The sequence below is a fragment of the Kitasatospora sp. NPDC023385 genome, from assembly GCF_055664045.1.
In genome coordinates this window covers 53476-71346 of sequence record NZ_JBVOOL010000026.1, presented here as the reverse complement: position 1 = coordinate 71346, position 17871 = coordinate 53476, and the positions used below count along the sequence as shown (strand labels likewise).

General features: G+C 75.1%; 15 protein-coding genes. 7 read left to right on the top strand and 8 right to left on the bottom strand.

Features of this window, described 5'->3' with window-relative positions; all coding sequences use genetic code 11:
* Positions 1–34: 34 nt before the first annotated feature.
* From AC0B61_RS30190 to AC0B61_RS30180, 3 genes are all read right to left on the bottom strand, one after another.
* The gene (locus tag AC0B61_RS30190; protein ID WP_471744555.1) at positions 35–1744 is read right to left on the bottom strand and encodes a DUF5719 family protein; all 1710 of its coding nucleotides are present in this window, start codon (positions 1742–1744) and stop codon (positions 35–37) included.
* Between the two features lie 6 nt (positions 1745–1750).
* Entirely contained in the window at positions 1751–5716 is a 3966-nt protein-coding gene (locus AC0B61_RS30185; protein WP_471744553.1) for a glycosyltransferase family 2 protein, read from the bottom strand.
* 246 nt (positions 5717–5962) lie between these two features.
* Positions 5963–6235, bottom strand: a complete 273-nt coding sequence (locus AC0B61_RS30180; protein WP_030062195.1) for a WhiB family transcriptional regulator — start codon at positions 6233–6235, stop codon at positions 5963–5965.
* A gap of 748 nt (positions 6236–6983) precedes the next feature.
* Here AC0B61_RS30180 and AC0B61_RS30175 point away from each other — a divergent pair.
* Genes AC0B61_RS30175 through AC0B61_RS30165 form a run of 3 tightly spaced genes read left to right on the top strand, consistent with a single transcriptional unit; the run spans position 6984 to position 9885 of the window.
* On the top strand, positions 6984–7535 hold the full coding sequence (locus tag AC0B61_RS30175; RefSeq protein ID WP_471744586.1) for a cysteine dioxygenase: 552 nt from the start codon (positions 6984–6986) through the stop codon (positions 7533–7535).
* A 41-nt stretch (positions 7536–7576) separates the two neighbouring features.
* Positions 7577–8590, top strand: a complete 1014-nt coding sequence (gene cofD / locus AC0B61_RS30170; RefSeq protein WP_471744551.1) for a 2-phospho-L-lactate transferase — start codon at positions 7577–7579, stop codon at positions 8588–8590.
* The gene (locus AC0B61_RS30165; protein ID WP_471744549.1) at positions 8587–9885 is read left to right on the top strand and encodes a coenzyme F420-0:L-glutamate ligase; all 1299 of its coding nucleotides are present in this window, start codon (positions 8587–8589) and stop codon (positions 9883–9885) included. The genes cofD and AC0B61_RS30165 overlap by 4 nt, the downstream gene beginning before the upstream one ends.
* A gap of 4 nt (positions 9886–9889) precedes the next feature.
* On the opposite strand, the gene AC0B61_RS30160 is transcribed toward AC0B61_RS30165, so the two are convergent.
* The 3 genes from AC0B61_RS30160 to AC0B61_RS30150 are packed head-to-tail and all read right to left on the bottom strand — an operon-like array spanning position 9890 to position 11411.
* Positions 9890–10159 (bottom strand): type II toxin-antitoxin system RelE family toxin, encoded by a 270-nt coding sequence (locus AC0B61_RS30160; RefSeq protein ID WP_471744548.1) that lies wholly within the window; start codon positions 10157–10159, stop codon positions 9890–9892.
* Positions 10156–10428, bottom strand: a complete 273-nt coding sequence (locus tag AC0B61_RS30155; RefSeq protein WP_471744546.1) for a type II toxin-antitoxin system Phd/YefM family antitoxin — start codon at positions 10426–10428, stop codon at positions 10156–10158. Before AC0B61_RS30155 ends, AC0B61_RS30160 begins: the two co-directional genes overlap by 4 nt.
* 44 nt (positions 10429–10472) lie before the next feature.
* Positions 10473–11411, bottom strand: coding sequence for a DNA-3-methyladenine glycosylase family protein (locus tag AC0B61_RS30150; RefSeq protein ID WP_471744544.1), 939 nt, complete (start codon positions 11409–11411; stop codon positions 10473–10475).
* 40 nt (positions 11412–11451) lie between these two features.
* On the opposite strand from AC0B61_RS30150, the gene AC0B61_RS30145 reads away from it, so the two are divergent.
* Positions 11452–11943: an SgcJ/EcaC family oxidoreductase gene (locus tag AC0B61_RS30145; protein WP_471744542.1), complete on the top strand. Its 492-nt coding sequence runs from the start codon at positions 11452–11454 to the stop codon at positions 11941–11943.
* A 97-nt stretch (positions 11944–12040) separates the two neighbouring features.
* On the opposite strand, the gene AC0B61_RS30140 is transcribed toward AC0B61_RS30145, so the two are convergent.
* A complete protein-coding gene (locus tag AC0B61_RS30140; RefSeq protein WP_471744541.1) occupies positions 12041–13204 on the bottom strand; it encodes a peptidoglycan recognition protein family protein in 1164 nt (387 codons plus the stop codon).
* Between the two features lie 104 nt (positions 13205–13308).
* Between AC0B61_RS30140 and AC0B61_RS30135 the strand changes: the two genes are divergently transcribed.
* From AC0B61_RS30135 to AC0B61_RS30125, 3 genes are all read left to right on the top strand, one after another.
* Positions 13309–14100: a TIGR03089 family protein gene (locus tag AC0B61_RS30135; RefSeq protein WP_471744539.1), complete on the top strand. Its 792-nt coding sequence runs from the start codon at positions 13309–13311 to the stop codon at positions 14098–14100.
* 150 nt (positions 14101–14250) lie between these two features.
* The gene (locus AC0B61_RS30130; protein WP_471744537.1) at positions 14251–15411 is read left to right on the top strand and encodes an LCP family protein; all 1161 of its coding nucleotides are present in this window, start codon (positions 14251–14253) and stop codon (positions 15409–15411) included.
* A 232-nt stretch (positions 15412–15643) separates the two neighbouring features.
* The gene (locus AC0B61_RS30125) at positions 15644–17248 is read left to right on the top strand and encodes an LCP family protein (protein ID WP_471744535.1); all 1605 of its coding nucleotides are present in this window, start codon (positions 15644–15646) and stop codon (positions 17246–17248) included.
* Here the strand turns inward: AC0B61_RS30125 and AC0B61_RS30120 are convergent, their stop codons facing one another.
* Positions 17249–17854 (bottom strand): acyltransferase, encoded by a 606-nt coding sequence (locus AC0B61_RS30120; RefSeq protein WP_471744533.1) that lies wholly within the window; start codon positions 17852–17854, stop codon positions 17249–17251. It lies immediately after the preceding gene.
* Positions 17855–17871 lie beyond the last annotated feature (17 nt).

The following is a 17871-nucleotide window of genomic DNA, read 5'->3' as shown; positions in this document are numbered from 1 at the left end:
CGGTACCCGCACGGGTACCGCCCCCGTCGGCTGCTCAGCGCAGGACGACGCCCGGGTCCTGGGCGGCCTGCGGGACCTTGACGGTGCTGTGGTCGTCGCGCAGCGCCTGGACGGTGAACATCGGCACGTCCTTGGCGGGGATGGAGAGCATCCGGGCGGCGACCACCGGGCCGCCGGAGACGGTCTCCACGGTGAGCGCGAAGACGCCGTTCAGTCCGGCGGGCTCGGGCGCCGGGAGGGCGACCGTGCCGCCGGCCGGGAGCTGCACCTCCTTGGTGGCGGGGGTGCCGCCGCCGCTGCCCGCCGAGGCGGTGACCCGTACGGTGGCGGCGTCGCCGGTGGAGGTCAGGTAGAGCGTGGAGGCGCCGGCCCGGTTGTCGGCGACGCTGGCCCGGGCGCCGACCGGGGCGCTGCCGGTGAGCCAGGCCGCGTCGGACTTGCCGTTGCCGCCCGCCCGGTCGATCCGCAGCCCGGCCACGATCGGCGTGGGGTGCTTGTCGTCGCTGGGCGACAGCCGCAGCCCGGCGACCTCGTCGCGGGTGATCTTCCCGAGGTCGACGGCGGCCACCATGCCCGCCTTGACGTGGATCGACTCGTTGCCGGCCGGGGAGAACCAGCCGTTCTTGCCGGAGAGCTGGATCTTCAGGTCGGCGTCGTCCTCCGGCGGCGCCCAGACCACCAGGCGGGCGGCGGCGGTGTCGGCGGGCAGGCCGGGCATCACCTGGGTGGCGGCCGGGGCGGCCGAGGCCGGGATCCAGTCGGCGCCCTTGTTGCCGTCGGCGGCGTGCAGCGCGGCGCCGATCCGGCCGGAGCGGACCACCACCTGGACGGCGAGGTCGGTCACCGCGCCCTTGGTGAGGGTCGACAGCAGGACGGACTGGGAGCTGCCGGGGGCGACGGTGATGCCGTTGGCGGCGTCGTTCTCGATCAGGCCCTTGTCGCCGTACATCTTGATGTCGACCACGGCCGCGGAGGACTCCGGGTTGACCAGGCTCAGGTAGTCGACCCGGTCGCCGGCCGTACTGGCCCCGGCGAACCAGAAGCCGGTGCCGGCCGGGGTGCAGGTGAGGCCGGACAGGCCGAGGCCGCGCTGCTCGGTGACCACGGTGGTCTGGGTGACGGTGAAGCCGGGGGCGAGGGCGCCGGTGGCGGCGGCCCCGGTGCCGGACGCGGTGTCCCCGTTGGCTGCCGGGCCGGTGACCGGGGTGCCCGGCTTGGCCAGGGTGAGCCGGGCGTCCGGGGGCGCCGCGTTCTTGTCCTGGACCGGGGCGGCCGAGCCGGCCGGGGCGGCGGGTGCGCTCGCCGGCGGGGCCGCAGGCGTGCCGGACGGCTGCGCGGCGGGCACGGCGGGCGCCGCCGCGTCGGACAGCCAGCCGGCGCCGCCGGTGGCGGAGCCCGTCCCGGGCGGGGTGTAGGCGCTGAGCGTGGTGGAGCCGGTCAGGCCCTGCAGCGGCTGCGGGCAGACTGCCGCCGTCCGTTCGACCTGCGCGGTGGTCGGGGCCGCTGCCCCGTCCGCCTTGGCCGGGGCGGCCGGCGGGCGCGCCTCGGCGATCCCGAACACCGCCGCGAGCACCACGGCGGCGGCGAGCAGCGACTGGGTGGTCCTCGTTCCGCCGCCCTTCCCGGCGAACCGGGCGGGCCCGGCGGCCGGAGCGGGCGCGGCCGGCTCGGCCCCGAAGGCGGCCCCGCCCGGCTCGGAGGCCTCGTCGGCGCCGGGCTTCTTCCTGAATGCGGGCTTCTTCATCGCGGGTCAGCTCCCCGATCCGGGCTGGTGCGGGTACCGGCCGGTGCCGTTGGGGTCGTTCGGGTCGTTCGGGTTGTTCGGGTCGTAGGCGGGCTCGGCCTGCTGCTGTCCCGGCATCCAGGGCTGCTGGTGCTCCGGCTGCTGCTGGTACGGGTCGTAGCCGTACGGCTGCTGCTCCGGCTGGTAGGGCTGCTCGTAGCCCTGCTGCTGTCCGTAGCCCTGCCGGTCGTAGCCCTGCTGGTCGTGGCTGTGCTGCTGGTCGTGCCCCTGCTGCGCGTAGCCCTGCGGGGGGTAGGCCTGCTGCTGGTGGCCGTCGTACCCGTGGGACTCGTACCCCTGGCCGCCGTACGGCGCGGCCACCGGCTGCTGGGCCGCGTACTGGTCGTAGCTGTACGGGTCGGCCTGCTGGTACGCCTGGTACGGGTCGGTGTAGGGCTCGGCGTCCTGGACGGCGGCGGCCGCCTGGACCGCCTCGGTCACCGGCTCGCCGGCCGGCTGCGCCGGGGCGGCGCCCGGGCGGCCGTCGTACACCCCGCTCTCGTCGGTGCCGGGCTCGCCGCCCTCGCCGCGCTCGGCCATCCGGCGGGCCCGGCGGCTGCCGGGGAGGGGGGCCTGCGCCTGGGCGGCGGCGGCCAGCGCGGCGGCGGCGACCACCTCCTCGGGCAGGTCGTCGTCCTTGTGGCTGCGGCGGCCGGGCAGGGCCAGCACCAGGACGGTCAGGCCGAGCAGCACCTGGGCCCAGATCCAGCCGGTGTGGGCGAGGCTGCCCTCGCGGGTGACGGTCACCTTGCCGCCGCCGGCCGGGAGCTTGAAGCCCTGCGCCCAGCCGTCCACGGTGGTGGGCTCCAGCGCGGTGCCGTCCACGGTGGCCTTCCACTCGGGGGCGGCGGACTCGGCGAGTCGCAGCACCCGGCCGTCCGGGCCGGCCGGGACGGTCGCCGACAGGTCGCGGGTGCCGGACGGCACGGCCACCGGGTTGGCGCCCGGGGTGGTGATCACCGCGCGGACCGCGGGGGCCCCGTTGACCTGCCAGAGCGCGGTGCCGTTGTCCTGGTTGGCTTTGACCAGGCCGGGGGTGGTGTCCAGGACGTCCTTGTAGGTGTCGATCACCGGCTGCCGGACCAGCACGTAGGCGATGCCGTAGCCGGCCAGCGCGTCGGCCTGGTCGGCGCCGGAGCCCGCCAGCAGGCTGCCGACCATCCGGTTCAGGCCGTCCTGGGTGCCGGTCGCCGGATCGACGGTGGACTCGGCCTGGCCGAGCGTCAGGCCGGCGCCGCGCAGCACGGTGTAGCGGACGGCGCCGCCGCCCTTCTCGCCGGTGACGACGAGGGTGCGGGCCCGGTCGGTGGTGCCGGCCTCCTCGGCGATGAACGCGGGCACCTGGCCGGCCGGGGCGCGGTGCAGCGGCTTGCCGGCGCCGGTCAGCGCCCACCACAGGCCGGTGCCCAGCGGGGCCAGCACGGCCGAGGCCACCACCAGGGCGGCCACCGGCTGGCGCCAGCCGAAGGCGATTCCGGCCACGCGGGCGTTGGCGCCGTCGGCGCCGATCGCGGCCGCGGCCAGCAGGGCGATCCCGGCGATCAGGGTGGCCGGGCCGGCCCAGGCGGGCACCGTCTGGCCGCCGGAGGCCGGCGTGACGGAGGTGCCCGCCACCGCGACCGCGAAGACCAGGCCGGCGGCGGCCGCGCCCCACGCGACGAGCACCGCGCGGCGGCGGTCGGCGCGCAACAGCGCGGCGAGCGCGGCGAGGACGACACCCGCCGACAGCCAGACCGGCGGCACCCCGGCGCCGCCCGGGTTGACCAGCAGCAGGCCTGCCGCGCTCGCGCCGGCGCCGTGCAGGCCGGGCAGGCCGGCCTCCAGCAGCAGCGACTGCGGGTGCGCGAGGACCTTGAGCGACCACGGGGCGAGGACGCCGACCGGGGCCGCGAGGATCACCAGGATGCGCAGGCCGAGCAGCCGCAGCGCCGTGGCGCCGGAGCCGAAGGCCCCGCCGCGCACCACCGCGACGGCCAGCATCGCCAGGCAGAGCGGCACCGCGAGCGCCCAGGTCAGCGGCACGAAGGCGGTGGCCAGGGTGAGCAGCAGGACGGCCATCCAGACCGGCCGCCAGCCCGGGCGGGCACCCTTGGCGGCGCTCTCGTCCCGGATGCCGAGGCCGGCGGCGATCGCGGCGGCCCGGGCCAGCGGCGGCAGCAGCACGGCGAGGACGGCGGTGCCGATCCGGCCCTGGGCGAGCGCGCCGGTCGCGGCGGGCAGCAGCGCGTAGGTGGCGCTGGCCCAGGCGCGGACCAGCTTGGAGTCCAGCAGCGGCCGGGACACCAGGTAGGCGCTGACGGCGGCGAGCGGGACGGTGAGCACGACGAGCAGGGTGAGCGCGAGGTCGGCGTGGCCGAACAGCAGCCAGGAGAGCACCGCGAGCACACCGAGGTACGGCGGTCCGGCGGCGGCGGAGCCGGTGCCGACGGGGTGCCAGGCGTCCGCGTACATCGACCAGAGGCCGCCGGCGCCGTCGGAGGCGGGCAGCAGGGCACCGCCGAACAGCTCTCCGCTGCCGAGCAGGCCGCGGCAGGCGACCAGGGCGAACACCAGCAGGGCCGCGAACAGCACCGGCGCCGGGCGCCGGACGAGTTTCCTGATCAGCGCGAACTGCTCGACGACCAGGTCCTCGGAGTCCTCGTCGCCGCCGGCCTCGACCGAGCCGTGCCGGCCGCCGGTGTCGTCGCCGCCCCCTATCCCGAGCGAGCCGATGACGCCCTCGACGGCCAGCCGGGTGGTGGCGCCGGGTACGGGGAAGAGCGTGCGGTCGTCCAGGGCGTCCGCCGCCCTGGTCCGGGCGCGGTGTTTGCGAGCGGCCAACAGCCTGGGGAACCGGACGAGTTCGTGGCCGAGGCCGGCGAGTTCGTCGAAGGCCTGGCGCGGGTCCTTGCCGAGCAGGTTGGTGACGGCCCGCACCAGCGTGCCGAGCACCAGTCGCAGCAGGACGTAGGGGAAGAGCACGCCCCGGCAGTTGGCGAGCAGGGTGTAGACGGCGCCGGCCTTGTCCACCCGGTGCGGGTGGGCGGGGCCGCAGTCGATGACCCGGCGCTCGCGGGCGGCCGCCTCGGCGTGCCGCAGCACGGCGTCGGGGGCGATCACCACGCGGTGGCCGGCGGCGTTGACCCGCCAGCAGAAGTCGGTGTCGTCGCGCATCAGCGGGAGGGCCCGGTCGAAGCCGCCGAGTTCCTCGAAGACATCCCGGCGCACCAGCATGCCGGCGCTGGAGACGGCGAGCACCGGGCGGACCTGGTCGTGCTGGCCCTGGTCCTGTTCGCGGCGGTCCAGGCCGGTCCAGCGGCGGCCGGAGCGGGCGATGGTGACGCCGACCTCCAGCAGCTGGCGGCGGTCGTACCAGCTGCGCAGTTTGGGGCCGACCACGGCGGCGCTGGGGGTGGAGTCGGCGACCTGCAGCAGCCGACGCAGCGCGTCGGTCTGCGGCTCGCAGTCGTCGTGCAGCAGCCAGAGCCACTCGACCGGCTGGGTCTCGCGCGGGCCGCCGCGGCCGAGGTCGTCCTCCTGGGCGAGCGGGTCGCCGAAGTCGTCCCAGCCGCCGGTGACCGGGTCGTAGCCGGAGGGGTCGAGCCGGTAGGGCAGGTCCTCGGGGCGCAGCGGCGGGCTGTTGAAGACGGCTTCGGCCACGGCGGTGCCGAAGCCGGCCCGGCGGCCGAGGATCAGGGGGCCGCTGTCGGGCATCCCGTCGGCGAGGCCGAAGTCGTCGAGCGCCTTGGCGAGCAGCTGCGGGGAGTTGTCGGTGGAACCGGTGTCGACCGCGAGGACGCGCTGGACCTGGCGGTCCTGTCCGAGCAGGCCGGCCAGCGCCTGCGGGAGCCAGCGGGCACCGTCGTGGGAGACGATCACCGCGGTGACCAGGTGGCGCGGATAGGCGGGCGGCCTGGAAGCGGTGTAGCCGCTCTGGTGGCTGTAGACGGTCATCGAGTGCGCGGGCCCCAGTTCTCGGTGGACACAGCCGGTGAACGGCAACCGGATGGCGCACCACACTAACGGCTCCGGGTGGACGCTTCGTCCCGGGCACCGTGCGGAGAGGGTGAAGGAGGGCCGGGGAACACCAAAGCACCGGCCGGGGAACACGAAAGCGCCCCACCACCGCGGTGAGGCGCCCGTCCAGCTGTGCGGTTGTCCGTCGTTGTCGAAAGGTCAGCGCGGGTCGGGACCGCCCGCTCAGACCGCGCTCTTCTTGAGCCGACGGCGCTCGCGCTCGGAGAGGCCGCCCCAGATGCCGAAGCGCTCGTCATTGGCGAGCGCGTACTCCAGGCACTCCGAACGGACCTCGCAGGCGAGGCAGACCTTCTTGGCCTCGCGGGTCGAGCCGCCCTTCTCGGGGAAGAAGGACTCGGGGTCGGTCTGGGCGCACAACGCGCGCTCCTGCCAACCGAGTTCCTCCTCGTCCTCCGCGATGCCGTCCCCGATCAACAGCTCAAAGAGCTCGCTCATGTGGCGCGCCTCCTCTGCCCCTACTTGGCGTCCCCGTGGTTGCCGTTGCCTCGTGCGGCCGACGACACGAGTGAAATTACAGTTGCGTCACTCTGGCCCCGTCAAGCCGAGCTCTGGTATTGGGGCCAGGATTCACTCCCCGGCACCAAGCCGTTACGAATAGTGTGCATATCCGGACACATCAGACCTTTCGCCTTAAGGTCCTGAACAGTGTCGAACCATCCGCAACCACTCGCCGGGTGACGCTCGGTCACCGGCACAGGCCGGTCATCGGGCTGCCTTCCCGGCGATCTTCCCATCGAAACATAGAGAGTGATGAATCACCCCATCCGGGAAAGATCCGGACCTAATCCACTCGAATGCCGCACGCTTCGGTTTGACACCGGCCCCGCGGATGCGGTGTCCTTTTCCCTATGTCAGAGTTCGCCAGCCCCCGGAGCGGTTCCACGTTCCGCCGTGCCGTGAACTTCTGTTGTCGCCTCTGTTCCTGCTGTATCTAGGCGCCCGCGTCCCACCGCGCGCCGCCCCAGGAAGCACAGAGGCCGCCCGCGACTCCCGTCCCAGGACATCCCGGATCCGGCCGATCCCCACGAACCGGCCGACTCATCCGAGGACGACTCCCGTGCGCATGATCCGCATCCGCAAGCGGAACCGCGACCGCAACAAGCCCACCCGCCGCGGGCCCGCCACCGCCGCCCACCCCGCGGACGCCCGCCCCGCCGCCGAGGCCGCCCGCTGGACCGACGGCCTGAGCGACGTCTCCATCGCCGGCGACCCGCTCGCCTTCCCGCACCTGGCCCGCACCGACCTGCCCGGCCACCCCACCACCGTCGCCGAGTACGCCCGGCTGGTCCGCGAGATCGCCGCCGACCGCGCCCGCTGGGAACCGCTGGTCCGCTACGACGCGCTGACCCGCTGGTACGCCCGGCTGGAGACCGGCCCCGGCTACGAGGTCTGGCTGCTCAGCTGGCTGCCCGGCCAGAGCAGCGGCTTCCACGACCACGGCGAGTCCTCGGGCGTGATGACCGTCGTCAGGGGCGAGCTCGTCGAGCGCTCCCTCACGCACGCGGGCGAAGGCGCCCGCACCCTGAAGCCCGGCGGGCAGCGCGTGTTCTCCTCCGGCTACCTGCACGAGGTGCTCAACGGCGCGCTCGAACCCGCCGTCTCCATCCACCTGTACACCCCCGGCCTCACCGAGATGAACCAGTACGGTGCGGCCGCCGTCCCCGAGCAGCACGCGGAACAGCAGCCCGAGCAGCAGCCGGGCCGGCCCCGGCAGACGCAGGCCGAGACGCACTGAGCCGGGCTGACGGGCAGTCGGGCCGTGGCAGGATGAACCCCATGCGCATCGTGGCACTGGCAGGCGGAATCGGCGGAGCGCGCTTCCTGCGCGGACTCCGGGCGGCCGTCGGACCGCAGGACGAGATCACCGTCATCGGCAACACCGGCGACGACATCCACCTCTACGGCCTCAAGGTCTGTCCCGACCTCGACACCGTGATGTACACCCTCGGCGGCGGCATCCACGAGGAACAAGGCTGGGGCCGGACCGACGAGACCTGGTCGATCAAAGCCGAGATGAAGGAGTACGGCGTCGGCCCCGAGTGGTTCGGGCTCGGCGACCGTGACTTCGCCACCCACCTCGTCCGCAGCCAGATGCTCACCGCCGGGTACAGCCTCAGCCAGGTCACCGAGGCGCTGTGCGTGCGCTGGCAGCCCGGCGTGCGGCTGCTGCCGATGAGCGACGACCGGGTCGAGACGCACGTGCGGATCACCGACGAGCAGGGCACCCGGGCCGTCCACTTCCAGGAGTACTGGGTCAGGCTGCACGCCGCCGTCGACGCCGAGGCGATCGTCCCGGTCGGCGCGGACACGGCGAAGCCCGCACCCGGCGTGCTGGAGGCGATCGCCGACGCCGACGTCATCCTCTTCCCGCCGTCCAACCCGGTCGTCTCGATCGGCACCATCCTCGCCGTCCCCGGCATCCGGGAGGCCGTCGCCGCCGCCCCGGCGCCGGTCGTCGGACTCTCCCCGATCATCGGCGGCGCGCCGGTGCGCGGCATGGCCGACAAGGTGCTCGCCGCCGTCGGCGTCGAGACGACCGCGGAGGCGGTCGCACTGCACTACGGCAGCCGGTCCGCGCAGCGAAGCACCCCGGACGGCGGTGCCGGCGGCGGGCCAGCGGCGGGCCTGATCGACGGGTGGCTGGTCGACACCGCCGACCAGGCCTCGGTGGCCGCCGTCGAAGCCGGCGGGATCGCCTGCCGGGCCGTCCCGCTCCTGATGACCGACGTCGAGGCCACCGCCGAGATGGCCCGGGCGGCGCTGGCGCTGGCGGAGCAGGTCCGCAGGTGACGGCCGCACTGGAGGTCCTGGGGGTCGCGGGGATCCCCGAGGTCGAGGCCGGATCCGACCTCGGCGAACTCATCGCCAAGGCGGGCACGTACCAGGACGGCGACATCCTGCTCGTCACCTCGAAGATCGTCAGCAAGGCCGAAGGCCGGCTGCTGCACGCCGCCGACCGCGAGGCCGCGATCGACGCCGAGACCGTCCGGCTGGTCGCCCGGCGGGGACCGACCCGGATCGTGGAGAACCGCAACGGCTTCGTCCTGGCCGCCGCCGGGGTCGACGCCTCCAACACCGCCCCCGGCACCGTCCTGCTGCTGCCCGAGGACCCGGACGCCTCGGCCCGCGCGCTGCGGGCCCGGCTGCAGCAGCTCACCGGCCGCCGACTCGCCGTCGTCGTCACCGACACCTTCGGACGGCCCTGGCGCAACGGGCTCACCGACGTGGCGATCGGCGCCGCCGGGCTCCACGTCCTGGAGGACCACCGCGGCCGCACCGACGGCCACGGCAACGAACTCGCGATGACCGTCACCGCGACCGCCGACGAACTCGCCGCCGCCGCCGACCTGGTGAAGGGCAAGGCCACCGGCGTCCCGGTGGCGGTCGTCCGCGGACTCGGGCACCTGGTCACCGCCGACGACGGCGAAGGCGCCCGGCCACTGATCCGGCCGTCCGCCGACGACATGTTCCGGCTCGGCACCTCCGAGGCGCTGCGACAGGCCGTCACCCTGCGGCGCACCGTCCGCTCCTTCACCGCCGAACCGGTCGACCCGGCCGCCGTCCGCCGCGCCGTCGCGGCCGCCGTCACCGCGCCCGCCCCGCACCACACCACACCGTGGCGGTTCGTCCTGCTGGAGTCGGCCGGCACCCGCACCCGGCTGCTCGACGCGATGCTCGACGCCTGGCGGCGCGACCTGCGCGACCTCGACGGCTGGGACGAGGCCCGGATCGCCCGCCGCACCGCCCGCGGCGACGTCCTGCGCGACGCGCCGTACCTGGTGGTGCCCTGCCGGGTGCTGGACGGCTCCCACGACTACCCCGACACCCGGCGCGCCACCGCCGAGCGGGAGATGTTCACCGTCGCCGCCGGCGCCGCCGTGCAGAACCTGCTGGTCGCCCTCACCGGCGAGGGCTACGGCTCCGCCTGGGTCTCGTCCACCATGTTCTGCCGCGACACCGTCCGCGCCGCCCTGGACCTGCCCGACAGCTGGGATCCGATGGGCGCCGTCGCCGTCGGCCGCCCCGCCGAGGCCCCGCGGGAGCGGCCGGAACGCAGCGCCGACGCCTTCATCGAGGTGCGGTAGCCGATCAGAGGTTGCGGTAGACGTCGCGGCGGTTGCCGACGTGCACGACGAGGATCAGCAGCACATCGCCGCGCACCTGGTAGACCACGCGGAAGTCGCCCACCCGGAGCCGGTAGAGGTCATCGTCACCGGTCAGCTTCTTGACGTCGGGCCCGGCGGCGAACGGGTCGTCCCCCAGCGCGGTGAGTGCGGTGAGGATGCGCATCGCCTCGAGCCGACCGATCGCACGCATCTGGCGCCGGGCGTGCGGGGTGAAGCCGAAGGCGTACTTCACGCCGCGCTCCCGGCGGAGTCCTCGGGCGATCCGAACAGATCCGCCAGCAGCTCGGCCATGGTGACAACCGGTTCGTCCAGGTGCTTCCTCGCCTCACGGGCGAGAAGCTCGTCCTCTGCGTCCTCGATGGCATCGAGGACCTCGATCGGCACGACCGCTCCGACCCGCTCGCCCTTGCGCGTGATCACGGTGATCTCGCCGGCCTCCGCCCGGCTGACCACCTCGGCGAGGTGGGCCCGGGCTTCACGGATGTTCATTGCGTCAGCCATGCCTCAAGCGTACACATCGGCGCGTACACCGCGGGGGGATCGGCTCAGCGGTGGCGGTGGTCGTTGGGGGTGAGGCGGGGGCCGTAGCGGGGGGCGTGGCCGGCGGTGGCCAGCAGGAGGCGGCAGATCCGGTGGCGGTGCGGGCGGTAGGGCTCCAGCAGGGCGAGCATCTGGGCGTCGTCGCTGCGGGGGCGGCCGGCCAGGGCCCAGCCGACCAGGTTGGGCAGGTGGAAGTCGCCGACCGAGACCGCGTCCGGGTCGCCGTTGCTGCGCTGCAGGGTCTCGGCCGCCGTCCAGATCCCGATGCCCGGGACGGCGGTGAGGCGGGCGAACGCCTCCTCGTGGCCCATCGCGGAGGCCTCCTCCAGGCGCGGCGCCAACCGGACGGCCCGCAGGACGGTCGCCGAACGCTTGGGGTCCACGCCCGCCCGGTGCCACTCCCAGCTCGGTATCAGCGCCCACTCGCGGGCCGACGGCGCCACCCGCAGCCCGTCGGCCGGGCCGGGCGCCGGGGTGCCGAAGTCCCGCAGCAGGATGCGCCACGCCCGGTACGCCTCGTCGGTGGTGACCTTCTGCTCCAGGACCGCCGGGACCAGGGACTCCAGCACCAGGCCGGTCCGGACCAGCCGGACTGCCGAGGTACGGCGCTGGGCGTCCCGCAGCGGGCCGGGCGGCAGCACCAGCGCCCGCGGCTCGTCCTCCGCGCCCAGCAGGGCGGGGAGGCGGTCGAGCAGCCAGTCCGCGCCCGGGCCCCAGGCCGTCGCCTCGATCTCGCCCGCCCCGGGGTGCGGCAGCACCCGCAGGGTGCCGACGCCCGCCGGGGTGCGGGAGGCGCGCCAGACGGCGCCGTCGCCGGTGGTGCGGTACGCCGGGTCGGCGGGGCCTCGGCGCAGCGGCAGCAGGGTCCGGGCCGCATCCAGGGGGAAGCCCGGCCGCCAGCGCCGTACCGAGCCGCTGCCCGCACCGCTCGTCCCGCCCGTCACTGCCGTCGCCTCCTTCGCCACCGTCGCCGACCATGAGGATATGAACGATACGCGGCTGCCGGAGCTGTCCTCCGAGGACGAGATCGCGGTGCGGGGGCTGTACCGCCGGGTGCTGGAGGGGTGGAACCAGCGGGACGGATCGGCCTTCGCCGGGCCGTTCGCGACCGACGGGGAGGTGATCGGCTTCGACGGGACCGGGCACCGGGGGCGGTCGGCGATCGCCCCCGGACTGGGGCGGATCTTCGCGGACCACGCGACGCCCCGGTACGTGGCCGCGGTGCGGCGGGTGCGGGCGCTGGGGGCGGGGGCGGCGCAGCTGGCGCCCGTCGCGGGGATGGTGCCGGACGGCGCGCAGGAGCCGGACCCGGGGCTCAACGCGGTGCAGACGGTGATCGCGGTGAACGCGGGGGCGGGGTGGCGGATCGCGCTGATGCAGAGCACCCCGGCGCGCTTCGACCTCCGGCCGGACCTGGGGGCGGGGCTGACGGCGGAGCTGCGGGGGTTGGCGGAGCGGGGGCAGGGCGTGGGGTGAGCGCCGCGGGGTGAGCGACATGGAGCGCGGGGGCCCAAGTCGCCCTTCCCTGAGCGCAGTTCCCCGCGCCCCGGGTGGGGCGCGGGGACGCGGGGTGTCAGGTGGTCTGGAGGCGGGCCGCTGCCGTGCGGATGGCGGGGAGCATGGCGTAGAGCGCGCCGCCGGGGCATTCGGTGTTGACGCCGTCGCGGTGGCCGGAGACGGCGTCGAAGTCGACGACGGTGCCCTTGGGGTAGCGGCTGGCGTCGGAGGCGGAGGTCAACTTGGTGCGGCCGTCGGCGGGTTGGCCGGTGAGGCCGAGCTTCCAGGCGGCGATGGCGGCGAGACCGTCGAGGAGAGGCTGGGACGGCTGGTCGTTGACGAAGGTGCCGATCGCGGCGACGCCGCTGGAGTCGGTGTTGAAGCCGAGGGTGTGGGCGCCGTGGACGGGCAGGTCGACGCCGCCCGCGCGGCCCTCGTAGACCGTGCCGCAGCGGTCGACCAGGAAGTTGTAGCCGATGTCGCGCCAGCCGCTGGTCTTGACGTGGTACTGGTAGATCGCCCGGATCACCCGGGGTGCGTCGTCGCAGGCGTAGTCCGTGGCGGTGACGGTGTGGTGGACGAAGACCTCGCGGACCGGGCCGGTGTACTCGAAGGACTGGTCGCGCAGCGACTCGTCGGCGCCCCAGCCGGCCCGGGTGACGATGGCCGGGCGCGGGGCCTGGTGGCCGTCGGCGGGTGCGGCGGGTGCGGCGGGCCGGGCCCGGTCGGCCGGTGCGGCGACGCCCCGGCCCGGGTCCACGAGGTCGAGCCGCAGTCCGGGCGGCGGTCCGGCCGGGCCGGGCCGGACGTCGACGGCGACGCCGTCGCTGCGGCCGGTCCACAGGGGTGCGGTGGCGCCGTGCGGCGCGTGGTCGGGGCCGTCCCCGCCGTCGGTCTCCAGCAGGTGCCAGCCTCCCCAGCGGCCGGTGGCGGCGTCCCGGGTGCGGACCCGGACGACGGCGCCGGCGAGCGCGTCGGCCGGGCCGTCCCAGCCGATGCCCAGGAGCTCGAACGGGCGGGTGGCGCGCGGGGCGAGGCCGGGGCCGGGCCCGGTGGCGAGGCGGCCGGCGACGAGCCGCAGCGAGGTGGTCGAGCCGCCGCCGGCGAAGTCGCGGCGCTCGGAGCCGGGCGGGTCGACGGCGGAGGCCACCGAGGCGACGGAGGCGGGCTGGAGGAGCAGGACGGCGGTGCAGCCGGCGAGCAGGGCGGCCGGCAGGGCGGTCGGTAGTGAAAGGCGCATAAACCGGATCGTCTCCGCAAACCGGACCACTCGCCACGCCGCCCCGCACCCGTTCGGCCACCCCTCCCGGCCTCCCACCCGAAGGCCGTAGGCTGGGGCGCACCATGACTGCGCCTTTCGCTGCCGATGCCCGCACCCCCGTCGAGCTGCTGCACGCATTCCTGCGCGGCGGCACCCCTTCGGTCGATCCCGCGGCCCCGCTGGTCACCTTCTACGACGACGCCACCGGCGAACGGGTGGAGCTGTCCGCCCGGACCTTCGACAACTGGGTGGCCAAGACCGCCAACCTCCTCCAGGACGAGCTGAACGCCGGCCCTGGCGACCGGGCCGCGCTGCTGCTGCCCGCCCACTGGCAGAGCGCCGTCTGGCTGCTCGCCTGCTGGTCGGTCGGGGTGACGGCGGTGCCGGGCGGCGACCCGGCCGCCGCCGACCTGGTGGTCAGCGGCCCGGACGGGCTGTCCGCCGCCCAGGCCTGCGAGGGCGAGCGGGTCGCGCTCGCCCTGCGCCCGCTCGGCGGCCGCTTCCCGCAACGCCCGGACGGCTTCCTCGACTACGCCGCCGAGGTGCCCGGCCAGGGCGACCGCTTCGCGCCGTACTCCCCCGTCGCCCCGGACGGGCAGGCGCTGGAGACGGCGGTGGACGGGCTGACGCTGAAGCTGACGGGCGAGCAGACCGTCGCGCTGGCCCGCGAGGGTGCCGCCCGCCTCGGCCTGAAGCCCGGTGACCGGGTGCTGTCCGCCCTCTCGTACGACGACTGGGCGGGCCTGGAGGCCGGCCTGCTGGCGCCGCTGGCGGCCGGCGCCTCGGTGGTGCTGTGCCGCAACTCGCAGGGGCTGGACGCCGGGCAGTGGGAGAAGCGGGTCGAGTCCGAACGGGTGACACTGCGCCTCGGGTAACCCCCGGCGCGGGCCCGGCGGGTAGGGATCCCCGCCATGGCCGAGGACGACACCGAGCACCCCCCGACCGCCGTCCCTCCGACGGACGGTCCCCCGACGGACGGTCCCCCGAGCGGGACCGGACGCCCGCGCAGGCGCCGGCGGTGGCTGATGATCACCGCCGGCGCCGTCGCGTTCCTGCTGGTCGCCACCGGGGCGCTGCTCTGGATCGCCTACCGCCACCTGGACGGCAACATCCGGACCGATTCGGCCACCGACCGGCTGCTCGCCAAGCTGGAAGCCGAACGGCCCAGCCGCACCGCCGGCGCGCAGGGCGCCGAGAACATCCTGCTGATCGGCAGCGACGACCGCTCCGGCGCGAACGGCGCCTACGGCGGCGAGGCCGGCACCCAGCGCTCGGACACCACGATCCTGCTGCACCTGTCGGCCGACCGTCGGCACGCGACGGCGGTCTCCGTCCCGCGCGACGTCATGGTCACCGTCCCGGCCTGCGAGAAGCCGGACGGCACCCGCAGCAAGCCGGGGCTGGCACAGTTCAACGCGGCCTTCGAGACGGGCGGCCCGGCCTGCTCGATCCGCACCGTCGAGCAGCTGAGCGGGATCCGGATCGACCACTACGTGATCCTCGACTTCAACGGCTTCAAGACGATGGTGGACGCGATCGGCGGGGTCGAGGTGTGCGTGCCGCAGCCCATCCACGACAAGGACGCCAGGCTCGACCTGGCCGCCGGCCGGCAGACCCTGCACGGCGAGCAGGCGCTCGGCTACGTCCGGGCCAGGGAGAGCCTGGGCGACGGCAGCGACACCCAGCGGATGGGCCGTCAGCAGCAGTTCCTGGCCGCGCTGATCCGCAAGGTGGAGTCGCAGGGGGTGCTGCTGAACCCGGCCCGGCTGTGGCCGGTGCTGGACGCGGCGACCTCGTCCGTCCGGGCGGACGGCGGGCTGTCCTCGCTCGGCGCGCTGTACGACCTCACCCAGGACCTGCGCGGCATCCCCACGGCGAGCGTGGTCTTCCTGACCGCGCCGCGCCGCCCGTACCGCTACGACTCGGACCGGGACGAGTTCGTGCAGCCGCAGACCACCCAGCTGTTCACGGCGCTGCGGGACGACCGGTCGGTCGCGGTCCGGCCGCCCGGGTCGGCGCCCTCGCCGAGCGCGGAGGCGGGCGGGGGTGGCGCCGGTCCGAGTCCGAGCCCGAGCGCCGGGTCGGCCGAGGCGGCGATGGCGGCGGTGGCGGCGTCACCCTCGGCGGGTGCCTCTCCCACCTTCGAGGGACGCACCGCCGACGTGGACGCCTGCGCGCAGCCCTGAGCGGGGCCGGGCGGGCCGGATGGGGCCGGGCGGGCCGGGCGGGCCGGGCCGCAGGTCGGCGCGGGCGCTTTCGAAAATGGGCGCCATTCAACGGAGTTTGCCTGCGTTTTGTTCGAACATGGCAGAGATCACACCCTTAACAATTCCTTCGTGCGGCTCGTCTACTGTGTCCGGATCGGCCCGTCCGTACGGGTGGGCCGGATCCGTGACCGGTCGAACGTAGGGAATCCCCGTGCACGAGGAGCAACCGGAAACCGGCCGGTACCGGGTGGAGCCGGCTCCGGGTGTCCCGCGACAGCACAGCCGCCGGGCCGCCGAGGCGCCCGCGGCCCCGGCCGGGGAGGGCCGCGGTGACACCCGCCGCCGGGCGGCCGCCCTCGCCAAGCGGCACCGGCGCCGGCGGGTGCTCAAGTGGACGGCCGGGACGGGCGCCCTGGTCATGGTCGCGGGCTGCGGCGGGGCGTACTACCTGTACCGGCACTTCAACGACAACCTGACCTCCGTCAAGGTCCAGCTGGGCGACGAGGCGCAGCGCCCCCGGGCCGCCGGGGACGCGCTGAACGTCCTGGTGATCGGCACCGACAGCCGGGAGGGGCTCGGGCGCGAGTACGGCGACGAGGGCAGCACCGGGCACGCCGACACCACGCTGCTCTTCCACATCGCCAAGGACCGGTCCAACGCGACGGTGGTCAGCCTCCCGCGCGACCTGATGGTGCCGATCCCGGAATGCCAGACCCCGCAGGGGAAGCGGATCCCGGGCTCGGCGCGGGACATGTTCAACAAGAGCCTCGGCCAGGACGGGCGCGACGCGGGCTGCACCTGGAAGACCATCGAGAAGGCCACGGGCATCCGGGTCGACCACTTCGTGCAGGTGAACTTCCAGGCGGTGAAGACCCTCTCCACCGCGGTCGGCGGGGTCGAGGTCTGCGCGGCCAAGGACATCGACGACGAGGGCTCCCACCTCAAGATGGCCAAGGGCCGGCACGTCGTCCAGGGCGAGGAGGCGCTGGCCTTCGTCCGCACCCGGCACGCGGTCGGGCAGGGCGGCGACCTCACCCGGATCCCGCTGCAGCAGCAGTTCATCAGCGCGATGATCCGCAAGATCAAGAGCGACGACACCCTGACCAGCCCGACCAAGCTCTACAAGCTCGCGGACGCGGCCACCAAGGCGCTCACCGTGGATTCCGGCATCGGCAGCGTGGACAAGCTCAAGGACCTCGCGCTGGACATCAGCACGGTGGACACCAAGAACATCACCTTCACCACCGTGCCCGTCCTGGACGACCCCAAGGACGTCAACCGGCTGGTCCTCAAGCAGCCGGACGCCGGACAGCTGTTCGCGATGATCGCGGGCGACCGCTCGCTGACCGGGACCGCCACCCCGTCCGCGCCCGTGGGCTCCGGCCCGGCCGCGCCCGCACCGGCACCCGCAGCCGAGACGCCGAGCGCCACCGCTCCGGCGGTGGACACCAAGGGTGTCCAGGTGACGGTGCGCAACGGCAGCGGCAAGCGCGGGCAGTCCGGGCCGACCGTGGACCGGCTCAAGGCGAAGGGCTTCGCCCTGGCCGCGGTCGGCAGCGACGCACCGGTCGCGGCGGCCACCACGGTGTCCTACCCGGCCGGGCAGGAGGCCGCGGCCGGCGCGCTGGCCGCCGCGCTCGCGCTGCCGGGCGACGCCGTCCGGCCGGGCGCGAGGACGGACCCGAAGGGCGGGCTGCTGCTGGTGCTCGGCAAGGACGTCCTGGCCGCGCCCACCACCCCGGCGGCGGCGCCGACCGAGGCGCCCGAGGACCTCCAGCGGGTGCAGGCGGACGACACCGACGTCTGCGCCAAGTAGCTAGCCCAGTACGAGGGTTCCGTCCGTCTCGCGGTACCGCTCGCCGGTCCGGGGGCACCGCCAGTGGCCGCCCCCGGCGGCCTGCAGCGGCTCGCCGGCGCGGCCGACCCAGCCGATCCGGCGGGCCGGGACACCGGCGACCAGGGCGAAGTCCGGGACGTCCCGGTGCACCACGGCGCCGGCCGCGACCAGGGCCCAGCGGCCGACCGTCACCCCGGCGACCAGCACCGCGCGGCCGCCGATCGAGCAGCCATGACGTAGCGTCACACCTTCGGCGTGCCAGTCGAGTCGGCCCTTCGGGCGGCCGTCCGGGGTGACCGCGCGCGGGTAGCGGTCGTTGGTGAGGACGGCGGCCGGGCCGACGAACACCCCGTCCTCGACCACGGCCGGCTCGTACACCAGCGCGTGGTTCTGCAGCTTGACCCCGTCCCCGATCCGCACGCCCGGGCCGACGTAGGCGCCGCGGCCGATCACGCAGTCCGCGCCGACCACCGCGTCCTCGCGGACCTGGGCGAGGTGCCACACCGTCGTCCCGGCGCCGATCACGGCCCGCTCGTCGACGTCCGCACTCGGCTCGATCCGGGCCACACCCTCGACTGTCCCCATGCGCGCCGACGATAGCG